At 68.8% G+C, this 17634-nt stretch carries 19 protein-coding genes and 1 pseudogene; 15 read left to right on the forward strand and 5 right to left on the reverse strand.

Annotated features, from left to right (window positions below; translation table 11 throughout):
- Positions 1–62: 62 nt before the first annotated feature.
- The 4 genes from AC1RUS_RS17290 to AC1RUS_RS17305 all read left to right on the forward strand — a co-directional run bounded on the left by AC1RUS_RS17290 (position 63) and on the right by AC1RUS_RS17305 (position 2905).
- Positions 63–1109 carry an SAM-dependent methyltransferase gene (locus tag AC1RUS_RS17290; protein ID WP_492917839.1) on the forward strand — a complete coding sequence of 349 codons (1047 nt, stop codon included), beginning with the start codon at positions 63–65 and terminating at the stop codon, positions 1107–1109.
- Entirely contained in the window at positions 1106–1507 is a 402-nt protein-coding gene (locus tag AC1RUS_RS17295) for a DUF2177 family protein (protein WP_492917840.1), read from the forward strand. The genes AC1RUS_RS17290 and AC1RUS_RS17295 overlap by 4 nt, the downstream gene beginning before the upstream one ends.
- Positions 1508–1634: 127 nt before the next feature.
- On the forward strand, positions 1635–2189 hold the full coding sequence (locus AC1RUS_RS17300) for a sigma-70 family RNA polymerase sigma factor (protein ID WP_492917841.1): 555 nt from the start codon (positions 1635–1637) through the stop codon (positions 2187–2189).
- Positions 2186–2905 carry an anti-sigma factor gene (locus AC1RUS_RS17305; RefSeq protein WP_492917842.1) on the forward strand — a complete coding sequence of 240 codons (720 nt, stop codon included), beginning with the start codon at positions 2186–2188 and terminating at the stop codon, positions 2903–2905. The genes AC1RUS_RS17300 and AC1RUS_RS17305 overlap by 4 nt, the downstream gene beginning before the upstream one ends.
- Here the strand turns inward: AC1RUS_RS17305 and AC1RUS_RS17310 are convergent.
- Positions 2902–3456, reverse strand: coding sequence for a demethoxyubiquinone hydroxylase family protein (locus tag AC1RUS_RS17310; protein ID WP_492917843.1), 555 nt, complete (start codon positions 3454–3456; stop codon positions 2902–2904). The genes AC1RUS_RS17305 and AC1RUS_RS17310 overlap by 4 nt on opposite strands.
- A 254-nt stretch (positions 3457–3710) precedes the next feature.
- On the opposite strand from AC1RUS_RS17310, the gene AC1RUS_RS17315 reads away from it, so the two are divergent.
- The 6 genes from AC1RUS_RS17315 to AC1RUS_RS17340 all read left to right on the forward strand — a co-directional run bounded on the left by AC1RUS_RS17315 (position 3711) and on the right by AC1RUS_RS17340 (position 9895).
- The gene (locus AC1RUS_RS17315; protein WP_492917844.1) at positions 3711–4982 is read left to right on the forward strand and encodes an allantoate amidohydrolase; all 1272 of its coding nucleotides are present in this window, start codon (positions 3711–3713) and stop codon (positions 4980–4982) included.
- Positions 4983–5071: 89 nt separating this feature from the next.
- A complete protein-coding gene (locus tag AC1RUS_RS17320) occupies positions 5072–6295 on the forward strand; it encodes a pyridoxal-phosphate-dependent aminotransferase family protein (protein WP_492917845.1) in 1224 nt (407 codons plus the stop codon).
- Positions 6296–6425: 130 nt separating this feature from the next.
- Positions 6426–7337 carry an allantoinase PuuE gene (gene puuE, locus AC1RUS_RS17325; protein WP_492917846.1) on the forward strand — a complete coding sequence of 304 codons (912 nt, stop codon included), beginning with the start codon at positions 6426–6428 and terminating at the stop codon, positions 7335–7337.
- A gap of 157 nt (positions 7338–7494) precedes the next feature.
- Entirely contained in the window at positions 7495–8019 is a 525-nt protein-coding gene (gene uraD / locus AC1RUS_RS17330) for a 2-oxo-4-hydroxy-4-carboxy-5-ureidoimidazoline decarboxylase (protein WP_492917847.1), read from the forward strand.
- Positions 8019–9206 (forward strand): urate hydroxylase PuuD, encoded by a 1188-nt coding sequence (locus tag AC1RUS_RS17335; RefSeq protein WP_492917848.1) that lies wholly within the window; start codon positions 8019–8021, stop codon positions 9204–9206. The genes uraD and AC1RUS_RS17335 overlap by 1 nt, the downstream gene beginning before the upstream one ends.
- Complete coding sequence (locus AC1RUS_RS17340; protein WP_492917849.1) at positions 9203–9895, forward strand: TetR/AcrR family transcriptional regulator; 693 nt, start codon at positions 9203–9205, stop codon at positions 9893–9895. Before AC1RUS_RS17335 ends, AC1RUS_RS17340 begins: the two co-directional genes overlap by 4 nt.
- Before the next feature lie 104 nt (positions 9896–9999).
- Here the strand turns inward: AC1RUS_RS17340 and AC1RUS_RS17345 are convergent, their stop codons facing one another.
- From AC1RUS_RS17345 to AC1RUS_RS17355, 3 genes are all read right to left on the reverse strand, one after another.
- Positions 10000–10701 (reverse strand): YceI family protein, encoded by a 702-nt coding sequence (locus tag AC1RUS_RS17345; protein WP_492917850.1) that lies wholly within the window; start codon positions 10699–10701, stop codon positions 10000–10002.
- A 134-nt stretch (positions 10702–10835) separates the two neighbouring features.
- Complete coding sequence (locus AC1RUS_RS17350; protein ID WP_492917851.1) at positions 10836–12824, reverse strand: calcium-binding protein; 1989 nt, start codon at positions 12822–12824, stop codon at positions 10836–10838.
- 138 nt (positions 12825–12962) lie between these two features.
- Positions 12963–13916 (reverse strand): acetamidase/formamidase family protein, encoded by a 954-nt coding sequence (locus tag AC1RUS_RS17355; protein WP_492917852.1) that lies wholly within the window; start codon positions 13914–13916, stop codon positions 12963–12965.
- A 235-nt stretch (positions 13917–14151) separates the two neighbouring features.
- Here AC1RUS_RS17355 and AC1RUS_RS17360 point away from each other — a divergent pair, with 235 nt between their 5' ends.
- From AC1RUS_RS17360 to AC1RUS_RS17380, 5 genes and pseudogenes are all read left to right on the forward strand, one after another.
- On the forward strand, positions 14152–14373 hold the full coding sequence (locus AC1RUS_RS17360) for an AtzG-like protein (protein ID WP_492917853.1): 222 nt from the start codon (positions 14152–14154) through the stop codon (positions 14371–14373).
- Positions 14370–15779, forward strand: a complete 1410-nt coding sequence (locus tag AC1RUS_RS17365) for an AtzE family amidohydrolase (protein WP_492917854.1) — start codon at positions 14370–14372, stop codon at positions 15777–15779. Before AC1RUS_RS17360 ends, AC1RUS_RS17365 begins: the two co-directional genes overlap by 4 nt.
- Positions 15776–16192 carry an oxalurate catabolism protein HpxZ gene (gene hpxZ, locus AC1RUS_RS17370; RefSeq protein WP_492917855.1) on the forward strand — a complete coding sequence of 139 codons (417 nt, stop codon included), beginning with the start codon at positions 15776–15778 and terminating at the stop codon, positions 16190–16192. The genes AC1RUS_RS17365 and hpxZ overlap by 4 nt, the downstream gene beginning before the upstream one ends.
- Positions 16193–16201: 9 nt before the next feature.
- Positions 16202–17167, forward strand: coding sequence for a nucleoside hydrolase (locus tag AC1RUS_RS17375; RefSeq protein WP_492917856.1), 966 nt, complete (start codon positions 16202–16204; stop codon positions 17165–17167).
- Positions 17164–17275 (forward strand): annotated as a pseudogene (locus AC1RUS_RS17380) (hypothetical protein); the annotation flags it as partial. The gene AC1RUS_RS17375 and the pseudogene AC1RUS_RS17380, both read left to right, overlap by 4 nt.
- Positions 17276–17280: 5 nt before the next feature.
- On the opposite strand, the gene AC1RUS_RS17385 reads toward AC1RUS_RS17380, so the two are convergent.
- Complete coding sequence (locus AC1RUS_RS17385; protein WP_492917857.1) at positions 17281–17580, reverse strand: hypothetical protein; 300 nt, start codon at positions 17578–17580, stop codon at positions 17281–17283.
- Between the last annotated feature and the right edge of the window lie 54 nt (positions 17581–17634).

A 17634-nucleotide genomic window follows, 5' to 3' on the forward strand; every position in this document is an offset into this window, starting at 1 on the left:
TTGCCGCGTAGCTGTGATCGTTGCGCCCGCGAGGGTCGGCCAACCTGCAGCGAGGAGTTCCCATGAGCCTGGTCAAGGCCGCCATCCACGCCTTTGAAGACGCGCCGCTGCCCGACGCCGTCTCGCGCGCCGCGATCCGCTTCCTGGTCGGCGACGCCCGCCGCCGGCTGACCGGCGCCCCCGCCGACGCGGCCGCCGACTTCGCACGCGACATGGCCGCCCGGCCGATCGCCGAGCACACCGACGCGGCCAACGCCCAGCACTACGAACTGCCCGCCGCCTTCTTCGAGGTCGTGCTGGGCCCCAACCTGAAATATTCCAGCGGCCTTTACCCCAACGGCCGCGGCGACCTGGCCCTGGGCGAGGCCGAGGCCCTGCGCGAGACCGCCGCCCACGCCGACCTGCGCGACGGCCAACAGATCCTCGAGTTGGGCTGCGGTTGGGGTTCGCTGTCGCTGTGGATGGCCGACCGCTTTCCCAACGCCCGAATTACCTCGGTGTCGAACTCCGCCTCGCAGCGCGCCTTCATCGAGGCCCGCGCCGCCGAGCGGGGCCTGGCCAACCTGACCGTCGTCACCGCCGACATGAACGATTTCCAGACCAACCAGCGCTTCGACCGCGTGGTCTCGGTGGAGATGTTCGAGCACATGTCCAACTGGCGGGCCCTGCTGACCCGGGTGAAGGGCTGGCTCAAGCCCGACGGCCTGCTGTTCCTGCACGTCTTCACGCACAAGAACGCGCCCTACCGCTTCGACGTCGACGACCCGGCCGACTGGATCGCCCAGTACTTCTTCACCGGCGGCGTCATGCCCAGCCACGACCTGCCCCGACAGTTCCCCGACCTCTTCCAGGTCGAGGCCGACTGGCGCTGGAGCGGCGAGCACTACGCCCGCACCGCCGAGCAGTGGCTGGAGAATTTCGACGCCAACCGCGCGACGATCGATCCGATCCTCAGCGACGTCTACGGCCCGAACGCCACCGTCTGGCGGCGGCGTTGGCGACTGTTCTTCATGGCCACTTCCGGCCTCTTTGGTCACCGCGACGGCGAGGAATGGGGCGTCAGCCACTATCGCCTGCGGCCCGTCATCGAAACGGCGAATGTCCCATGATGCGATACATCCTCGGCTATCTGGCCACCGGCGGCGCCATGCTGGCGCTGGACGCCGTCTGGCTGACCCTGATGGCCCCGCGCCTCTACCAGCCGCGAATCGGCGAGCTGATGGCCGCCAAGCCCGCCCTGGCGCCGGCGGCGGCGTTCTACCTGATCTATCTGACCGCGATCATGCTGCTGGCCATCCTGCCCGCCGCCCGCGAAGACAGCTGGAAGCGCCTGGTCTTCAACGCCGCCGTGTTCGGCTTCTGCGCCTACGCCACCTATGACCTGACCAACCAGGCGACGCTGAAGACTTGGTCGACCACCATCACCCTGGCCGACATGGCCTGGGGCACGTTCCTGACCACCGTGGCGGCCAGCGCCGGCTTCGCGGCGTTGCGGGCGGTGAAGTAGCGACCGACACGCCTTGTATCCTGCGAGGCCTGGCGCCCGACAGGCGACTCCCTGAGCGCGCCCCATTGCCACCCTCCGGACGGCGTGCCACCGTTGCGTGACCGAATGTCGCGGGGACCCCTGATCGATGGATGCCGACACCAGCCGGGCCTTGCTTTCGCGCGCCATAGCCCGGGTCGCCAACCGGGATTCGGACGCCCTCAAATACGTCTATCGCCACACGTCCGCGAAACTGTTCGGCGTCTGCCTCCGTATCTTGAATGACCGCGAGGAGGCGGAAGACGTGTTGCAGGATGTCTATCTCAACGTTTGGAACAAGGCCGACCGCTTCGATCCGGAAAAGGCCAGCCCGATCACCTGGCTGGTCGCCATGGCCCGCAACCGGTCGATCGACAAGCTGCGCTCGCGCGGCGGCCGGGTGATGGCCGGGGTCGAGGAGGCCGAGACGGTGCCCGACGCCGCGCCGCTGGCGTCAACCCTGGTCGAGACCGACGAGGACCGCCAGCGCCTGGACGGGTGCCTGGACCAACTGGACCCCAAGCACGCCGGCGCGGTGCGCACGGCCTTCTTCGAGGGCGTCACCTATGACGCCCTGGCCCAAAGGATCGGCGCCCCGCTGGGCACGGTCAAAAGCTGGATCCGGCGCAGCCTGATCAGCCTTCGCGCGTGTCTCGAAGCATGACCGACGTGACCGTTCCCGACGAAGAGCGTCCGCTGGCCGGCGAATATGTGCTGGGCGTCCTGGACGCCGACGAGCGCGCCGAGGCCCGTCGCCGCATCGCCGCCGAGCCGGGCTTCGCCCGCGCCGTGCAGTGGTGGGAGAACCACCTGACCCCGCTGGCCGCCGACATCCGCGCGGTCGAGCCCTCGGCCGGCCTGTGGCCCCGCATCGCCAACCTGATCGGCGAGACCGCCAAGCCGAGCCTCTGGAGCAATGTCCGCGTCTGGCAAGGCGCCTCCGTCGGGGCCCTGGCCTTGGCCGCCGCCAGCGTCGTCGCCCTGGTGCTGACGCCGCGGCCGGCCCCGCCGCCGATCGTCGCTCCCGTCGCGCCGCCGGCCGCCGCCGAGGTGGCCGTCATCACCGACCCGACCACCAGCAAGCCGGCCCTGGTCGCCACGCTCGACCATGCGACCGACAAGCTGATCCTGACGCCGGTGTCGATGAAGATGCCGGCCCAGCGCGACGCCGAACTGTGGATCATCCCCGAAGGCCAGAAGCCGATCTCGCTAGGCGTGATCCCGCAGGACGCCCCGGCCCGCATCGCCGTGCCCGCCGGCCTGAAGGGCCTGGGCGCCTACACCGCCACCCTGGCCGTCACCGACGAACCCCTGGGCGGCTCGCCGTCGGGCGATCCCACCGGCTCGGTCCGCGCGGCGGGCAAGTTCGTGAAGGCCTAGGCGCGCCGCAGCTCGCGGGCCAGACGAAGGGAGTCGCCTCGGGTCGAAAGCCAGATCAGGCTTTCGGTCGCCAGGGCGATGACCAGGCGAAGCCCTCGCGTGAACGGATTGGCCGACCCCATGGTCCGTTCGGCGAAGCGCATGTGGCCCAGCTCCTGCTGCTGGATTTCGCGGATCACGGCCGACATCTCGACGTCGCGCTCGCCCAGCCAGGCCAGCTGATCCTCCAGGTGTCGGTGCACGGTCCGCTCGACCGCCTCGGTGCAGACAAGGATAGCCTTGCGTCCGAACAGTCCCGTGACGCTGCCCAGCACCACCCCGCCGACCGACCAGATCCACATCAGGCGACAGGGCTTGGCGGCCCGCGTCGGCATCAAGGCCCGGAAGCGGATCAGGTGCTCACGCTCGTGCTCCAGCGTACCGCGCAGGAACGGCAGCAGGTCGGGCGCGCGAAGCTTGGCCAACGCGATCTGGGCGCGATAGATCCTGATGGCGCCGTGCTCGCCGCCATGGTTCACTCGCAATATTCTCGCGGCGATCGACCGGTTCACGCGATACTCGCTTCAGGGCTGCGCCAGACCTATCAGCCGCTTGGCCCGTCACAAACCCCGGTTCGGCAACAGGCTCGCGCTGCTTAAGTAAGTAGTTTATGACTTATTCGCAGGCGCCGGGCTCTAACGCTGGCGCTTGTCGAGGCATCGACGCGCGGATCGACGCGCGCGAAGACTTGGACGGCGGAGCGCCGCGGCGCGGCCTGCTACCAAGAGGCCACGGCCGGCAGGGGCGCTATCGGAGCCAGGACGGGGTGAGCGAGTTGGAGATCGGCGCGAGGGCCAAGGCTCGGTGCGACCTGCTGGGCGTGTCGCCCTATAGCGAGGTCGAGGGCCAGCTGACGCGTCGTTTTCTCACGCCGGCTCATGAGGCGGCGCTGCGGACCCTGACCGGCTGGATGACCGACGCGGGCATGAGCGTCCGCCGCGACGCCGCCGGCAGCCTGGTCGGCCGCTACGAGGGCGAGACGCTGGATGCGCCGGCCCTGCTGATTGGCTCGCACATCGACAGCGTCCGCAACGGCGGGCGCTATGACGGTCCGCTGGGGATCATGCTGGGCATCGACGTGGTCGAGGCGTTGCGCGACGCCGGCCGTCGCCTGCCCTTCGCCGTCGAGGTGATCGCGTTCGGCGACGAGGAAGGCTCGCGGTTCTCGGCCTCGATGAGCTGCAGCCGGGCCATCGCCGGCACGCTGGATCCGGCCGCCGTGCTGGGCATGACGGACGCCGAGGGCGTGACCCTGGCCGACGCCTTCAGCGCCTTTGGCCTGGATCCCGCGAAGATCACGGACGCGGCGCGCAGGCCGTCCGAGGCCATCGCCTTCCTCGAAGCCCACATCGAGCAGGGCCCCGTCCTCGAAGCCGAGGGCCTGGCCCTGGGCGTCGTCACCGCCATCGCCGCGCAGAAGCGGCTGATGGTGCGGATCACCGGCATGGCCGGCCACGCCGGCACCACGCCGATGACCCTGCGCAAGGATCCCGGCCCCGCCGCCGCCGAGTGCATGCTGGCCCTGGAGCGCATCTGCCAGGCCGGAACCGACAACCTGGTCGGCACAGTCGGCCGCATGACCGCCCTGCCCGGCGCCTTCAACGTCATCCCCGGCGCGGTCGAGTTCTCCATGGACATCCGCGCCGAGACCTCGGCGACCCGCGACGCGGCGGTGGAAGCCGTCACCGCCGAAATCCACGCCATCGCCGCGCGGCGCGGCCTCACGGCGTCGGTCACCCTGATGCAGGCGCTGGATGAGAGCCCCTGCGATCCGGCGCTCACCGCCCTGCTGGAAGAGGCCGTCGGCGAGCTGGGCCTGCCGCCTCGCCGCCTGCCCTCGGGCGCGGGTCACGACGCCATGGTGATGGCCGTCCTGTGTCCCACCGCCATGCTGTTCATCCGCTGCGAGGGCGGGATCAGCCACAACCCGGCCGAGTCCGTCACCGAGGCCGATTGCGCCTTGGCGGCGCAGGCCATGCTGGGGTTCGTTGACAAGCTGGCGGCCCGAGACCCTCGCCCTTCGACAAGCTCAGGGTGAGGTTCTCGAATGACCCGCCTCAAAGACCTGTCAGTAGCCCTCATCCTGAGCCTGTCGAAGGACGAGGGCGGCCCAAGAACGAAGACGACATGACCGACACCTTCAAAGAACTCGACCACCCCGCCCGCCTGCTGATGGGCCCCGGCCCGATCAACGTGCACCCCCGCGTGCTGCGCGCCATGTCGGTGCAGCTGCTGGGCCAGTTCGATCCGGAGTTCACCGGCTACATGAACGAGACCATGGCGCTGTACCGCCAGGTCTTCCAGACGCAGAACCGCTGGACCTTCCTGATCGACGGCACCTCGCGGGCCGGGATCGAGGCGGCGCTGGTTTCGGTGCTGGCGCCGGGCGACGACGTGGTGATCGTCAACGCCGGCCGCTTTGGCCTGCTGCTGTCCGAGATCGCCGAGCGCTGCGACGCCAAGGTCACCCTGGTCGAGGGCGAGTGGGGCAAGGTCGTCGATCCTCAAGCCGTCGAGGACGCCGTCGCCCGGGTCAAGCCGCGCCTGGTCGCCTGCGTGCACGGCGACACCTCGACCACCATCGCCCAGCCGATCGAGGCCATCGGCGAGATCTGCCGTCGCCACGACGCCCTGCTTTATGTCGACGCCACCGCCACCTTGGCCGGCATGAGCGTGCCTGTGGACAAGTGGCAGGCCGACATCGTCACCGCCGGCCTGCAGAAGTGCCTGGGCGGCCCCTCGGGCTCGGCCCCGATCACCATCAGCGACCGCGCCGCCGACCACATCGCCGGCCGCAAGCATGTCGAGCGCGGCATCGCCACGGCGGGGTCGGTCAGCGGCAATGGCCGCCGCATCGCCTCCAACTATTTCGACCTGGCGATGATCATGGACTACTGGTCCGACAAGCGCCTGAACCACCACACCGAGGCGGCCAGCATGCTGTACGCGGCCCGCGAATGCGCCCGCGTGACGCTGGAGGAAGGGCTGGACGCTCGCTTCGCGCGCCACGCCGCCGCCGGCGCGGCCGTGGTCGCCGGCGCGGAAGCCCTGGGCCTGAAGGTCTATGGCGACCAGGCCCACAAGATGACCAACGTCACCGGCATCTGGATCCCCGACGGCGTCGACGGCGACCGCGTCCGGGCCCGGATGCGCACCGAGTTCGAGATCGAGATCGGCACGGCGTTCGGGCCGCTGACCGGCAAGATCTGGCGGATCGGGGCGATGGGGGTCAACGCGCGCAAGCACGCGGTTCTGACGACGCTGGCGGCGCTGGAGGCGGTGCTGCGTTGGGAAGGGTTCTCGGCGACGCCGGGGGCTGGCGTCGATGCGGCGGCGAAGGTGTTCGGATGATGGACGCCGTGCTGACCCCCTCCGGCCCTCCGGGCCACCTCCCCCAGAGGGGGAGGATCTTTGAACGCCTCGCCCAGAAGATGCTCCCCCTCTGGGGGAGCTGTCGCGGAGCGACTGAGGGGGTCCGCGCATGACTTACCCTCGCGACCTCATCGGCTACGGCCAGCACCCGCCCCACGCCGCCTGGCCCAACGGCGCCCGCATCGCCGTGCAGTTCGTCCTGAACTACGAGGAAGGCGCCGAACGCTCGATCCTGCATGGCGACCCCGTCAGCGAGTTCTTCCTGTCGGAGATGGTCGGCGCCCAGCCCATCCAGGGCATGCGCAACATGTCGATGGAGAGCCTCTACGAATACGGCTCGCGCGCCGGGTTCTGGCGCATCCGCCGGCTGTTCGACGAGCTGGGCCTGCCCTTGACCGTGTTCGGCGTCGCCCAGGCCATGGAGCGCCATCCCGACGCCGTCGAGGCGATGATGGAGTCCGGCTGGGAGATCGCCAGCCATGGCTATCGCTGGATCGACTACCAGCACTTCACGCCCGAGCAGGAGCTGGAGCACATCCAGAAGGCCATCGAGGTCCAGGCCCGCCTGACCGGCGAGCGCCCTCTGGGCTGGTACCAGGGCCGCACCAGCCCCAACACCGCTCGCCTGATCGCGGAGGAAGGCGGCTTCGTCTACGACGCCGACAGCTATGCCGACGACCTGCCCTATTACGACGACCAGCACGGCCGCCCGCAGCTGATCGTGCCCTACACGCTGGAAGCCAACGACATGCGCTTCACGGCGGCCCAGGGCTTCAACACCGGCGAGCACTTCTTCACCTATCTGCGCGACGCCTTCGACGCTCTCTACGCCGAAGGTGAGACCGCGCCGAAGATGATGAGCATCGGCCTGCACTGCCGCGTGGTCGGCAAGCCCGGCCGCATCCTGGGCCTCAAGCGCTTCATCGAGCACGTCATGGCCCACGACAAGGTCTGGGTCGCGCGGCGCATCGACATCGCGCGGCATTGGCTGGCGACGCATCCGTATGGGGCCCAATCATGAAGCCCTTCCCCCTTGATGGGGGAAGGGTTGGGATGGGGGTGACGCGGCGTGTCAACCGCTCACGCCTCCTCCAGCCCTCGCACGCCGCTGAACGCTTCGCGTTCACCCCCATCCCCGGCCCTTCCCCCATCAAGGGGGAAGGGAGAGGAGCGATCAGATGAGCTCAGCCCCGCCCCTGTCCCTGAAGCTGCTCAACATCATGAACCAGACCGGCTTCACCACCGCGCTGAGCTTCGCGTTCGAGCTGTCGCCATGGGTGGTCGAGCGCGCCTGGGACGAGCGACCGTTCGCCAGCGTCGAGGCCATGCACGCGGCCATGATGGCCGTGCTGGACGCTGCGACCACAGCCGACAAGCTGGCGCTGATCCGCGCCCACCCGGAACTGGCCGGCAAGGCCGCCATCGCCAAGACCCTGACCGCCGAAAGCAACGCCGAGCAGGCCAGCGCCGGGCTGGACCGGCTGACGCCGGAAGAATTCGCGCGCTTCCACGACCTGAACGCCGCCTACGGCGCGCGCTTCGGCTTCCCGTTCATCATCGCCGTGCGCCTGAACGACAAGGCCTCGATCCTGGCGGCGATGCAGCGGCGGCTTTCGAACGACGAGGCCCAGGAGATCGCCGAGGCGATCGCCCAGATCGGCCACATCTCCAGACTACGCCTTCTCGACGCGGTGACCGCCTGATGGACTACGATTTCGCCACCTGGGGCAGCCTGGTCCTGCGTTGGCTGCACGTGATCGCCGGCGTGGCCTGGATCGGCGCGTCGTTCTACTTCGTCTGGCTGGACAACAACCTGCGCGCGCCCGAGCCCGAAAAGGAGGGCGTGAAGGGCGAACTGTGGGCCGTGCACGGCGGCGGGTTCTATCACTCGCAGAAGTACATGACGGCTCCGCCGCACATGCCCGACCATCTGCACTGGTTCAAATGGGAGGCCTACACCACCTGGCTGTCAGGCTTCGCGCTGCTGACGGTGCTCTACTACGTGGGCGCACCGGTCTATCTGATCGACACCGCCAAGCACGCCTTCACCCAACCCCAGGCCATCGCCACCGGCCTGGCCTTCATCTTCGGCGGCCTGGCCGTCTACGAGCTGCTGTGTCGTTCGCCGCTGGGCGAGCGCCCGCGCCTGTTCGGGATCGTCTGGTTCCTGAGCCTGACGGCGGCGACCTGGGCCCTGACCCAACTCTTCACCGACCGGGGCGCCTTCATCCATGTGGGCGCGATCATCGGCACCTGCATGGTCGGCAACGTCTTCCTGATCATCATCCCCAACCAACGCAAGATCGTCGCCGACATGCTGGCCGGCCGCCCCGTCGATCCGCGCCTGGGGGCGATGGGCAAGCAGCGCTCGGTGCACAACACCCACATGACCCTGCCGGTCATCTTCATCATGATCAGCAACCACTATCCGGTGGTGACGGGCCATCCGCTGGCCTGGCTGCTGCTGGCCCTGATCAGCGCTGGCGGCGTGTCGATCCGCTACTTTTTCATCCTCAAACACCACGGGATCATCCGGCACGACTTCCTGGCCTATGGCGCGCTGCTGATCTTCTCGGTCAGCGTCATCGCCAGCAGCAAGCCCAAGACCGAGATCGTCGTGACCTCGCCCGTGCCGTTCTCGACCGCTCAGGCGATCGTCCAGAAGCACTGCGTCACCTGTCACAGCGCCACGCCCACTCACAAGGGCTTCGCCGCCCCGCCTTTGGGCGCCACGTTCGATAGCGCGGCGAACCTTCAGAAATATGCGCCGAAAATTCACGAACGCGCGGTAGCCACGAAGAGCATGCCGCTCGGCAACGAGACCGGCATGACCGACGCCGAGCGCGCCCAGCTGGGCGCGTGGATCAAGCAGGGAGCCAAGATCCCGTGACCGACGCCGCCGTACTGGACGCGCCCGCCGCGCCTTCGGAAACCTCCGACGACGCCCCCGCGCCGCGCAAGCGCGACGCCGAACGCACCCGCAAGGCGATCCTCGCCGCGGCCCTGAAGGAGTTCTCGCAAGCCGGTTTCGCCGGGGCCCGGATCGAGAAGATCGTCAAGGCCGCCAAGTGCAACATCCGGATGCTGTACCACTACTTCGGCGACAAGAAGGGCCTGTACCTGGCCGTCCTCGAAGGCGCCTATGTCGACCTCCGGGCCCGCGAGGCCGAGCTGAAGATCGACTTCGACAAGCCGCTGGAAGGCCTGCTGGAGCTGCAGCGCTTCACCTTCAATTACTTCGAGAAGAACCCGCGTTTCGAGGGGCTGCTGCGCAACGAGAACCTGATGCACGGCAAGTTCGCGGCGCAGTCGCGCGTCGTGACCGAGACCGCGTTTCCCCTTCGCCGGACCATCGAGCGCCTGATCGAGAGCGGCCAGCGCCAGGGCCTGTTTCGGTCAGACCTCGACCCCGTCCAGCTCTACGTCACCATCGCCGCCATGAGCCGCTTCCACCTGGCCAACGGCTATTCGCTGTCGGCGACGCTGGACACCGACATGACCACCACCGAGTGGCGCAAGGCCCGCCTGGCCCATTCGCTGGCGCTGCTGGAAGGCTATCTGACGGCGGGCAAGCGGTAGCTTCCAGACCTGTCATCCCGGCCGCAGAGCCGGGACCACCGGATGCTCGGCGCTTGCCGCGGTCCCGGATAGCCTCTGCGAGGCTTCCGGGATTACAACCAATCCTATTGCACCGTCGCCGGCGCCTTGGCGAGCGGCGGACCGCTGAGCTCGGTCTCGATGGCCACGGCGACCTCGTCGCTGACGCCCATGGTCGTGCCCGGGGCCGGAACGCCGAAGGCGATGCCGAAGTCCGAGCGCTTGAACGTCCCGGTCGCCGAGAAGCCGATGCGGGCGTGCGGGTCCATCGGATGGCCCGCATAGCCGCCGTTGAACTTCACATCCAGGACCAGCGGCTTGGTCACCCCATGCAGGGTGAAGTCGCCCGTCACCTTGCCGGTGTCGGGACCGGTCACCTCGACCTTGGTCGACTTGAAGGTGATGGCCGGATATTGCGCCGCGTTCAGCCACTGCGGGCCGGTCAGCTCTTCCAGGAACCCGGCCGGCGGATGCGGCAGGGTCAGCGACTTGGGATCGATGGTCGCTTCCAGCGTGCTGGCGCCGGCGTTGGCCGGGTCGAAGTTCAACTTGATGTCGAAGTCGGCAAAGGCGGCGGTGTAGTTGGAAAAGCCCAGGTGGCTGAGCCGGAACACCAGGGTCGAATGGCTCTTGTCGATCACGTAGGCCCCGGCGGGCACATTGACCGGCGCGGGCTTGGCGGCGGCCGTCGGGGCCGCCTGCTTGGGGGCTTCGGGCGCATCCGCGCCGGGCTTGGGAGAACAGGCCGCCAGGGCCAGCAACGCGACGACGGGCAGGACCAACTTCATCGTTTTCTCCCATGACCGCCGCGAACCCCGGACGTCGTCGTCCATAGGCCCTGAAGCGTCTGCAAGATCAACGTCGAGGACGGGTCCGAGTTGCCGGCTCGCTCAGGACGAGCCGGCGTCGGCGGAGGTCGGCCCTAGAAGAAGTTGTCGACGCTGATGCTGTCCAGGTTCGCGCCTTCCAGCTTGATGATGTTTTCCATGTACACCGTCGACCCGCTGGCGGCGCCCGAGAACACATAGACGTCCCCCAGCACCTGGATCACGGTGTACAGGCCCGGCTTGACCAGCTGCTGGGCCATGGCCAGGGCGGCGTCATAGGTCGCGGCGGTGTATTCGCCGTAGGTGATGGGCTGGGTGCGGTCGACGAAGACCAGTTTGTCGTTGGCCTGGAAGTCCTTGATCGTGTCGAAGCCGGCCCCGACGTAAACGGGATAGGACTCGCGCGAATAGAAGATGAAGCTGTCGCGTCCGGCCCCGCCGGTCAGGGCATCGACGCCGCCGCCGCCGTACAGGCTGTCATCGCCGTCGCCGCCTGACAGCGTGTCGTCGCCGCCGCTGCCGTAGAGGGTGTCCGCGCCGCCGCCGCCGGAGATCAGGTCGTTTCCGGCCTGGCCGTTGATGATGTTGGCGCTGGCGTTGCCCGTGAGGGTGTCGTTGACGACGGTGCCCAGCAGGTTCTCGATCGAGCTCTGGATCAGGAAGACTTCGTCGGCCACGCGTTGGCTGGCGGTGTTGCTCAGGTCGACGGTGACGCCGTTGACGAACGTGACCGTGGATCGGAACTGCAGGGTGTCCACACCGTCGCCGCCGTCGATCGTCTTCGTGCCCGGCTGGCTTTCGATGATGAACCAGTCTTCGCCGACGCCGCCTTCGGCGCGGTTGTCGCCATAGCCGAGGTCGAAATCGTCATCGCCGGCGCCGCCGAGCATCAGCGTGCCGGTCGAGGATGCCGAGGTGTCGCCGGACACGAAGGCGACGAGATAGTCATCGCCCGCGCCGCCATCGAGCGTGTCCGCCCCGCCGCGCCCGAGCAGCGTGTCGTCGCCGTCTCCGCCGCGCAGGATGTTGTTTCCGGCGTTGCCCTGGATGTAGTCGCTGAAGGCCGAGCCCACGACGCCCTCAATCGAATAGTAGGTGTCGAGGCCGCGGTTGGTGGAGATGCTCTGGCCTGATTGACCCAGTTGCAGGGTCACGCCAGTCGTCACACCGTCGTTCAGGAAGCTGACGAAGTCGAAGCCGTCGCCGCCTTCGATGACGTCGTCGCCCGCGCCGCCCGACAGGTAGTCGTCGCCGTCGCCGCCATAGAGGCTGTCATCGCCCGAGCCGGCGGCGATGGTGTCGGCGCCCGTCTCGCCGAGGAGCAGGTCGTTGTCCTCGCCGCCGTCCAGCAGGTCGTCGCCCGCGCCGCCGTGGGCCTCGTCGGTGCCGTTGCCGCCGGACACGGTGTCATTGCCCTCGTCGCCGAAGAGGAAGTCCGTGCCGCCGTCGCCGATGACGAGGTCATTGCCCACGCCGCCATAGACGGTGTCCTGATCTTCGCCGCCGGACAGGGTGTCGTTTCCCTCCTCGCCCAGGACCAGGTCGGCGTCGACGCCGCCCATCAGGTTGTCGTTGCCGAAGCCGCCGAGGATCCGGTCGTCGCCGGCGTCGCCGAAGACGGTGTCGGCGCCGTCGCCGGCGCTGATGCTGTCCCGATCGCCGCCGCCATAGACGGTGTCGTCGCCGTCCTCGGCCCAGATCGTGTCGGGACCCATGTCGCCGAAAACCAGGTCGCCGCCGGAGCCGGCGAAGATCGTGTCGCCGCCCTGGCCGCCCAGCACGGTGTCCGCCCCGGCGCCGGCCAGCAGGCTGTCCCAGCCCAGATTGCCGTGCAGGTAGTCGTCGCCGTCGCCCGCGACGATGGTGTCTTCGTTCTGGCCGCCCAGCAGGGTGTCGGCGCCCACGCCGCCCTCCAGCGAGTCGTTGCCCTGGTTGCCGTGCAGGTAGTCGCCGCCGGTTCCTCCGGCCAGGGTGTCATTCCCTTGACCGCCAAGCAGGGTGTCGTTGCCCCCAAGCCCTTGGAAGACATCGTCTTCGTCGGCTCCGACGAGATAGTCGGAACCTTCGCTACCGTTGAGAACCATGCCCGCCCCGTACTCGCCCCAAGAGAGTGAACGCCAAGGTTTAGGGAGCGGCGGGTTTAAAGCCAGAGATAATTGTGAAGCTTGGGAAACTTTATGGACGATCGCGCCGGAAGCTCCGCGAGGCGGAGAGACTAGCGCCTAGAACAGCACGCCCTTCTCCAGCAGGCCGTGCACGCCCTTCTCGCCGTTGACGGTCTGGGTGACGCGGAAGTCCACGGCCAAGGAACAGAACTGGTAGGCCTGCACGCGGGTCAGGGTCGAGCGGGCGACGATGAAGTCGATCATGCCGCGCAGGGCCTGCTTCATGGCTAGGTCGAGGTCCTCGTGGAACCCCATGATGATGTAGTGGGTCGGGGTCTCGGCGCGGGGCCAGGTCGCCGTTCCGAGGTCCGCGACCTTGTGCAGGACGAAGGTGAAGGTCCCGGTCAGGCCCATTTCCAGCGCATTGACGCAGACCTCGCCGTCGCCCTGGCGGCCGTGGCCGTCACCGACCGAGAAGTTGGCGCCCGGAACCCAGACCGGCAGGAACAGGGTCGCGCCAGCGCCCAGCTCCTTGTTGTCCATGTTCCCGCCATGCTCGCGCGGCTCGCGGCTGGACAGGCGTCCGTACTTGGCGGGCGGGGCCACGCCCATGGTGCCGAAGAACGGCCGCAGCGGCAGTTCCGGTCCCCAGCTGGGCTTGCAGATCCCATTGGCCTTGTCGACGGCGATGTGGCTGACATAGCGCTCGGGGAAGTCCTCCGGCAGGGTTCCGGCCAGCGGGCGCACGGCGCAATAGCCCCAGTCGTTGTTGGGCTCGACCTCTTCGACCCGCACCTCCAGCGTGTCGCCGGGCTCGGCGCCGGCGATTGCCACGGGGCCGGTCAGGATGTGCGGGCCGATCCGCTCGGGCTTGCTGTCGTGGATCGCCTGCAAGGCCGGCGGGATCGTCAGGCCGCTGTCGGGCGTCGGCATCACCTCCACCCCGCCCGAGACGCATTCGAAGGTGACGCTGTCCCCGGACTTGATGATCAGCACCGGGTCGAAGGCGGCGTCGAACATGCCGAAACGGATGGTTTCCGGCGTGGAGGTCAGGCGGTGATGGGGCATCAAGTAAGCCTTCTATTACCAGCAGTCACTTCGACGCCGATCCGGGGCGCGGTCCAAGGCGGGGCCGACGGATGGCGAGGCGATCGCGGCCAGGCGCCCGCTGGACGGGCGTTTGGCGGCGCGACTGTCTCTCCCGCAGGCTGACGTCACGGACGGCGGCCGCAAGCGCGGCCGCACTAGCCTAGCCGCGCGACGCGGGTATATGAATAAATTTCTTACTTATGGAGACCGTCACCGCATGGCGATCGACCCGGCGCTCAAGGCCTTTCTCGACCTGTCCGACGGCGATGTCGCGGCCTATGCCGACGCGCGCGCCGCCGAGATCGACCTGACCTTGCCCGAGCCGACCCGGGCGGCGGTGCTGGAGAACCTGACCCTGCTGCGGGGTCAGACCGCCCTCTTCGTCGCGGCCCTGGCCGACAAGGCCGGCGATGGCGCGCCCGAGGCGTTTCAACCGTGAGCTTCCCCAGCCTGATCGAGATCGCCGGCGAGGTCCGCGCGGGCCGCGTCACCGCCCGCGCCGTGGTCGAGGCGACGCTGTCGCGCATCGCCCGCCGCGACGGCGCGATCAACGCCTTCACCGCCGTGCTGGGCGAACGCGCTCTGGCGCGGGCCGACGCCATCGACGCCGCCCTCGCCGCAGGTCAGCCGGTGGGTCCGCTGGCCGGCGTCCCGTTCGCGGTCAAGAACCTGTTCGACATCGAGGGCCTGTCCACCCTGGCGGGCTCGAAGATCCGGCGGGGCGCGACGCCGCCATCTCGCGACGCGACGCTGGTGCAGCGCCTGGAGGCGGCCGGCGCCATCCTGGTCGGCGCGCTGAACATGGACGAGTTCGCCTATGGCTTCGTCACCGAGAACGCCCACGACGGCCCGACCCGCAATCCCCATGACCTGACCCGCATCGCCGGCGGCTCGTCGGGCGGCTCGGCGGCGGCCGTGGCGGCGGGCCTCGCGCCCCTGACCCTGGGCTCGGACACCAACGGCTCGATCCGCATCCCCGCCAGCCTGTGCGGGGTGTTCGGCCTGAAGCCCACCTATGGCCGCCTGTCGCGCCAGGGCGTCTTCCCGTTCGTCGAGAGCCTGGACCACGCTGGCGCCTTCGCCCGCTCGGTCGAGGACCTGGCCCTGGCCTATGACTTGATGCAGGGCGCCGATCCCGAAGGCGACGCGATCTGCACGCGCGAGGCCGCGCCGGTGTCGGACCGTGTCGCCGCCCTGGCCGACGGTCCCCTGCGCGTCGGCGTGCTGGGCGGCTGGTTCGCGCAAGGCGCCTTTCCCGAGGTGCTGGAGGCTCTGGACCAGGTGGCCCAGGCGCTGGAGGCCAAGGACCGCGTGATCCTCCCCGGCGCCCAGGCCGCCCGCGCCGCGGCCTTTTGCCTGACCCCGGTCGAGGCCGCCGAACTACACCTGCCCGACCTGAAGGCCCGGGCGATGGACTACGACCCCGCCGTCCGCGACCGCCTGCTGGCCGGCGCCCTCTTGCCCCATGGCGTGGCCGAGGCGGCCCAGCGCTATCGGCCCCATTTCCGCGACGAGGTCCGACGGGCCTTCGAACGGTTCGACATCCTGCTGGCCCCGGCCTCGGTCTGCCCCGCCCCCGGCGTTGGCCAGGCGACCATGGAAATGGGGGGCCAGCAGGTCTCCGTCCGCAAGAACCTGGGCGCCTTCACCCAGCCGATCAGCTATATCGGCCTGCCGGTGCTGGCCGCGCCGGTGAACCGGCCGGGCCAGCTGCCGATCGGCGTGCAGATCATCGCCCCGGCTTGGCGCGAAGACCTGGCCCTGGCCGCGGGCCTGAAGCTGCAACGCATGGGCGTCGTCGCCGCCCACGTCCCCCAGACCTTCTTGAAGGAGGGCGCGCAATGATCCTCAACGACCCCGCCGTGTTGGCCGAGGTGACCGCCGCCGTCGACGCCTATGAAACGGCGCTGATGGACAACGACGTCCAGGCCCTGGACGGGGCGTTCTGGAACTCACCCCACACCGTACGCCTGGGCGTGGCCGAGAACCTGTGGAGCTTCGCCGAGATCGCCGCCTTCCGCGTCGGCCGGGCCGGCGGCTCGCCGCCCCGCACCCGCCTACGCACCGAGATCGTCACCTTCGGGGCCGATTTCGCCGTCGCCAATGTCGAGTTCCGGCGCGACGACAGCGGCAAGACCGGCCGCCAGAGCCAGACCTGGATCCGCACCCCCGAGGGCTGGAAAGTCGCCTCCGCCCACGTGTCCCTGATGCAGGCCGGGGCCGACCAGCGCCTCGCCACCCAAGACGAAAAGCGCTAGAGCCTTCCAATGACGACCCCGACCAAGATCATTTTCGACACCGATCCCGGCATCGACGACGCCATGGCCCTGCTGTTCATCGAGGCCAGCCCGGCGCTCGACCTGATCGCGGTCACGACCATCTTCGGCAATTCCGACATCGAGACGACGACGCGCAACGCGCTCTATCTGAAGGACCGCTTCGGCCTGAAAGCGCCGGTGTTCAAGGGGACGGACAAGCCGCTGACCCGACCGCGCAACCCCTCGCCCACCTTCGTGCACGGCGAGAACGGCCTGGGCGACGTCGAACTGACCGGCCTGGTCCCGGCCCAGCCCGAGGCCAAGCCGGCCCACCAGGCGATCATTGATCTGGCCCGCCAGCATCCGGGCGAGGTGGTGCTGTGCGCCGTTGGTCCGCTGACCAACCTGGCCCTCGCCCTGAAGGCCGATCCCGAGGTCGCCACCCTGCTGAAGTCGGTGGTCATCATGGGCGGCGCGTTCGGCGTGGCCGGCAAACCGGGCAATGTCACGCCCGTCGCCGAGGCCAATATCTGGAACGATCCGGAGGCCGCCGACCAGGTCTTCACCGCCCCTTGGAACCTGACCGCCGTCAGCCTGGACGTGACCACCCAGGTGGTGATGTCGCCGGACTATATGGACGCGCTGGAGGCCTCGGCCGGGCCGGCGGGCCAGTTCCTCAACGAAATCTCCAAGCCCTATGCGGCCTTCTACGGCGGCCGCGACGGCATCGTCGGCTGCTGCGTCCACGACGCGGCGGCGGTGGCGTTCGTGATCGACCCGTCGCTGTTCGAGGTCCGTCGTGGTTCGGTTCGCGTGGTCACCGAGGGCGTGGCCCTGGGCCAGACCTGCCAGAAGGCCGAGGGCGAGCTATTTGGGCCGTCGGCGTGGGACGACATGCCGATCCAGGCCGCGACCGTGGCGGTGGACGAGGCGGGGCTTTTGAAGCTGTACGCCGAGACGATGACGGTCGGCTGAGACGCGGTGCGTCCTTCGAGGCTCGGCTCCGCCTCGCACCTCAGGATGAGGAAGATTTTCTGAGTTCCTCATCCTGAGGCGCCCGCGCAGAGGGCCTCGAAGGACGCAAGACCTTACAATCGTCCCCGTCTACCGCCCTTCAACCGATCGATCCCCCGTTCCGCACGCGGCGCTTCGGTCTCCACCGCCACCGGAACGCCCGCGGCCGGCTGGCTCACCGGCCGCCGAGGGACCATCAGCACGATTTTGCGCGCCGTGGCGGCCATCTGCCCGCGCAGCCTGGCCTTTTCCCGCGCCTTGCGCAGCACGGCGGGATCATCGGTGGTTTCAGCCAGCGCCCAAGCCGCCTCGAGCCCGGCCATCATCTGGGCCTGCAGGCGTTCGCACCAGGTGTCGGGAGAGATCTGTGTCATGCTCCCTAGGATGCGGCCGGTCCGAGCGTCGGGGATGAGAAACGTGCGTTTTCG

The organism is Caulobacter sp. GW821-FHT10F06, assembly GCF_058809215.1.

Coding starts and splice junctions, on each gene's coding strand:
- AC1RUS_RS17290 (WP_492917839.1), top strand. CDS start 63: ATGAGCCTGGTCAAGGCCGCCATCCACGCCTTTGAAGACGCGCCGCTG.
- AC1RUS_RS17295 (WP_492917840.1), top strand. CDS start 1,106: ATGATGCGATACATCCTCGGCTATCTGGCCACCGGCGGCGCCATGCTG.
- AC1RUS_RS17300 (WP_492917841.1), top strand. CDS start 1,635: ATGGATGCCGACACCAGCCGGGCCTTGCTTTCGCGCGCCATAGCCCGG.
- AC1RUS_RS17305 (WP_492917842.1), top strand. CDS start 2,186: ATGACCGACGTGACCGTTCCCGACGAAGAGCGTCCGCTGGCCGGCGAA.
- AC1RUS_RS17320 (WP_492917845.1), top strand. CDS start 5,072: ATGACCGACACCTTCAAAGAACTCGACCACCCCGCCCGCCTGCTGATG.
- puuE (WP_492917846.1), top strand. CDS start 6,426: ATGACTTACCCTCGCGACCTCATCGGCTACGGCCAGCACCCGCCCCAC.
- uraD (WP_492917847.1), top strand. CDS start 7,495: ATGAGCTCAGCCCCGCCCCTGTCCCTGAAGCTGCTCAACATCATGAAC.
- AC1RUS_RS17335 (WP_492917848.1), top strand. CDS start 8,019: ATGGACTACGATTTCGCCACCTGGGGCAGCCTGGTCCTGCGTTGGCTG.
- AC1RUS_RS17345 (WP_492917850.1), bottom strand. CDS start 10,701: ATGAAGTTGGTCCTGCCCGTCGTCGCGTTGCTGGCCCTGGCGGCCTGT.
- AC1RUS_RS17350 (WP_492917851.1), bottom strand. CDS start 12,824: ATGGTTCTCAACGGTAGCGAAGGTTCCGACTATCTCGTCGGAGCCGAC.
- AC1RUS_RS17360 (WP_492917853.1), top strand. CDS start 14,152: ATGGCGATCGACCCGGCGCTCAAGGCCTTTCTCGACCTGTCCGACGGC.
- hpxZ (WP_492917855.1), top strand. CDS start 15,776: ATGATCCTCAACGACCCCGCCGTGTTGGCCGAGGTGACCGCCGCCGTC.
- AC1RUS_RS17375 (WP_492917856.1), top strand. CDS start 16,202: ATGACGACCCCGACCAAGATCATTTTCGACACCGATCCCGGCATCGAC.
- AC1RUS_RS17385 (WP_492917857.1), bottom strand. CDS start 17,580: ATGACACAGATCTCTCCCGACACCTGGTGCGAACGCCTGCAGGCCCAG.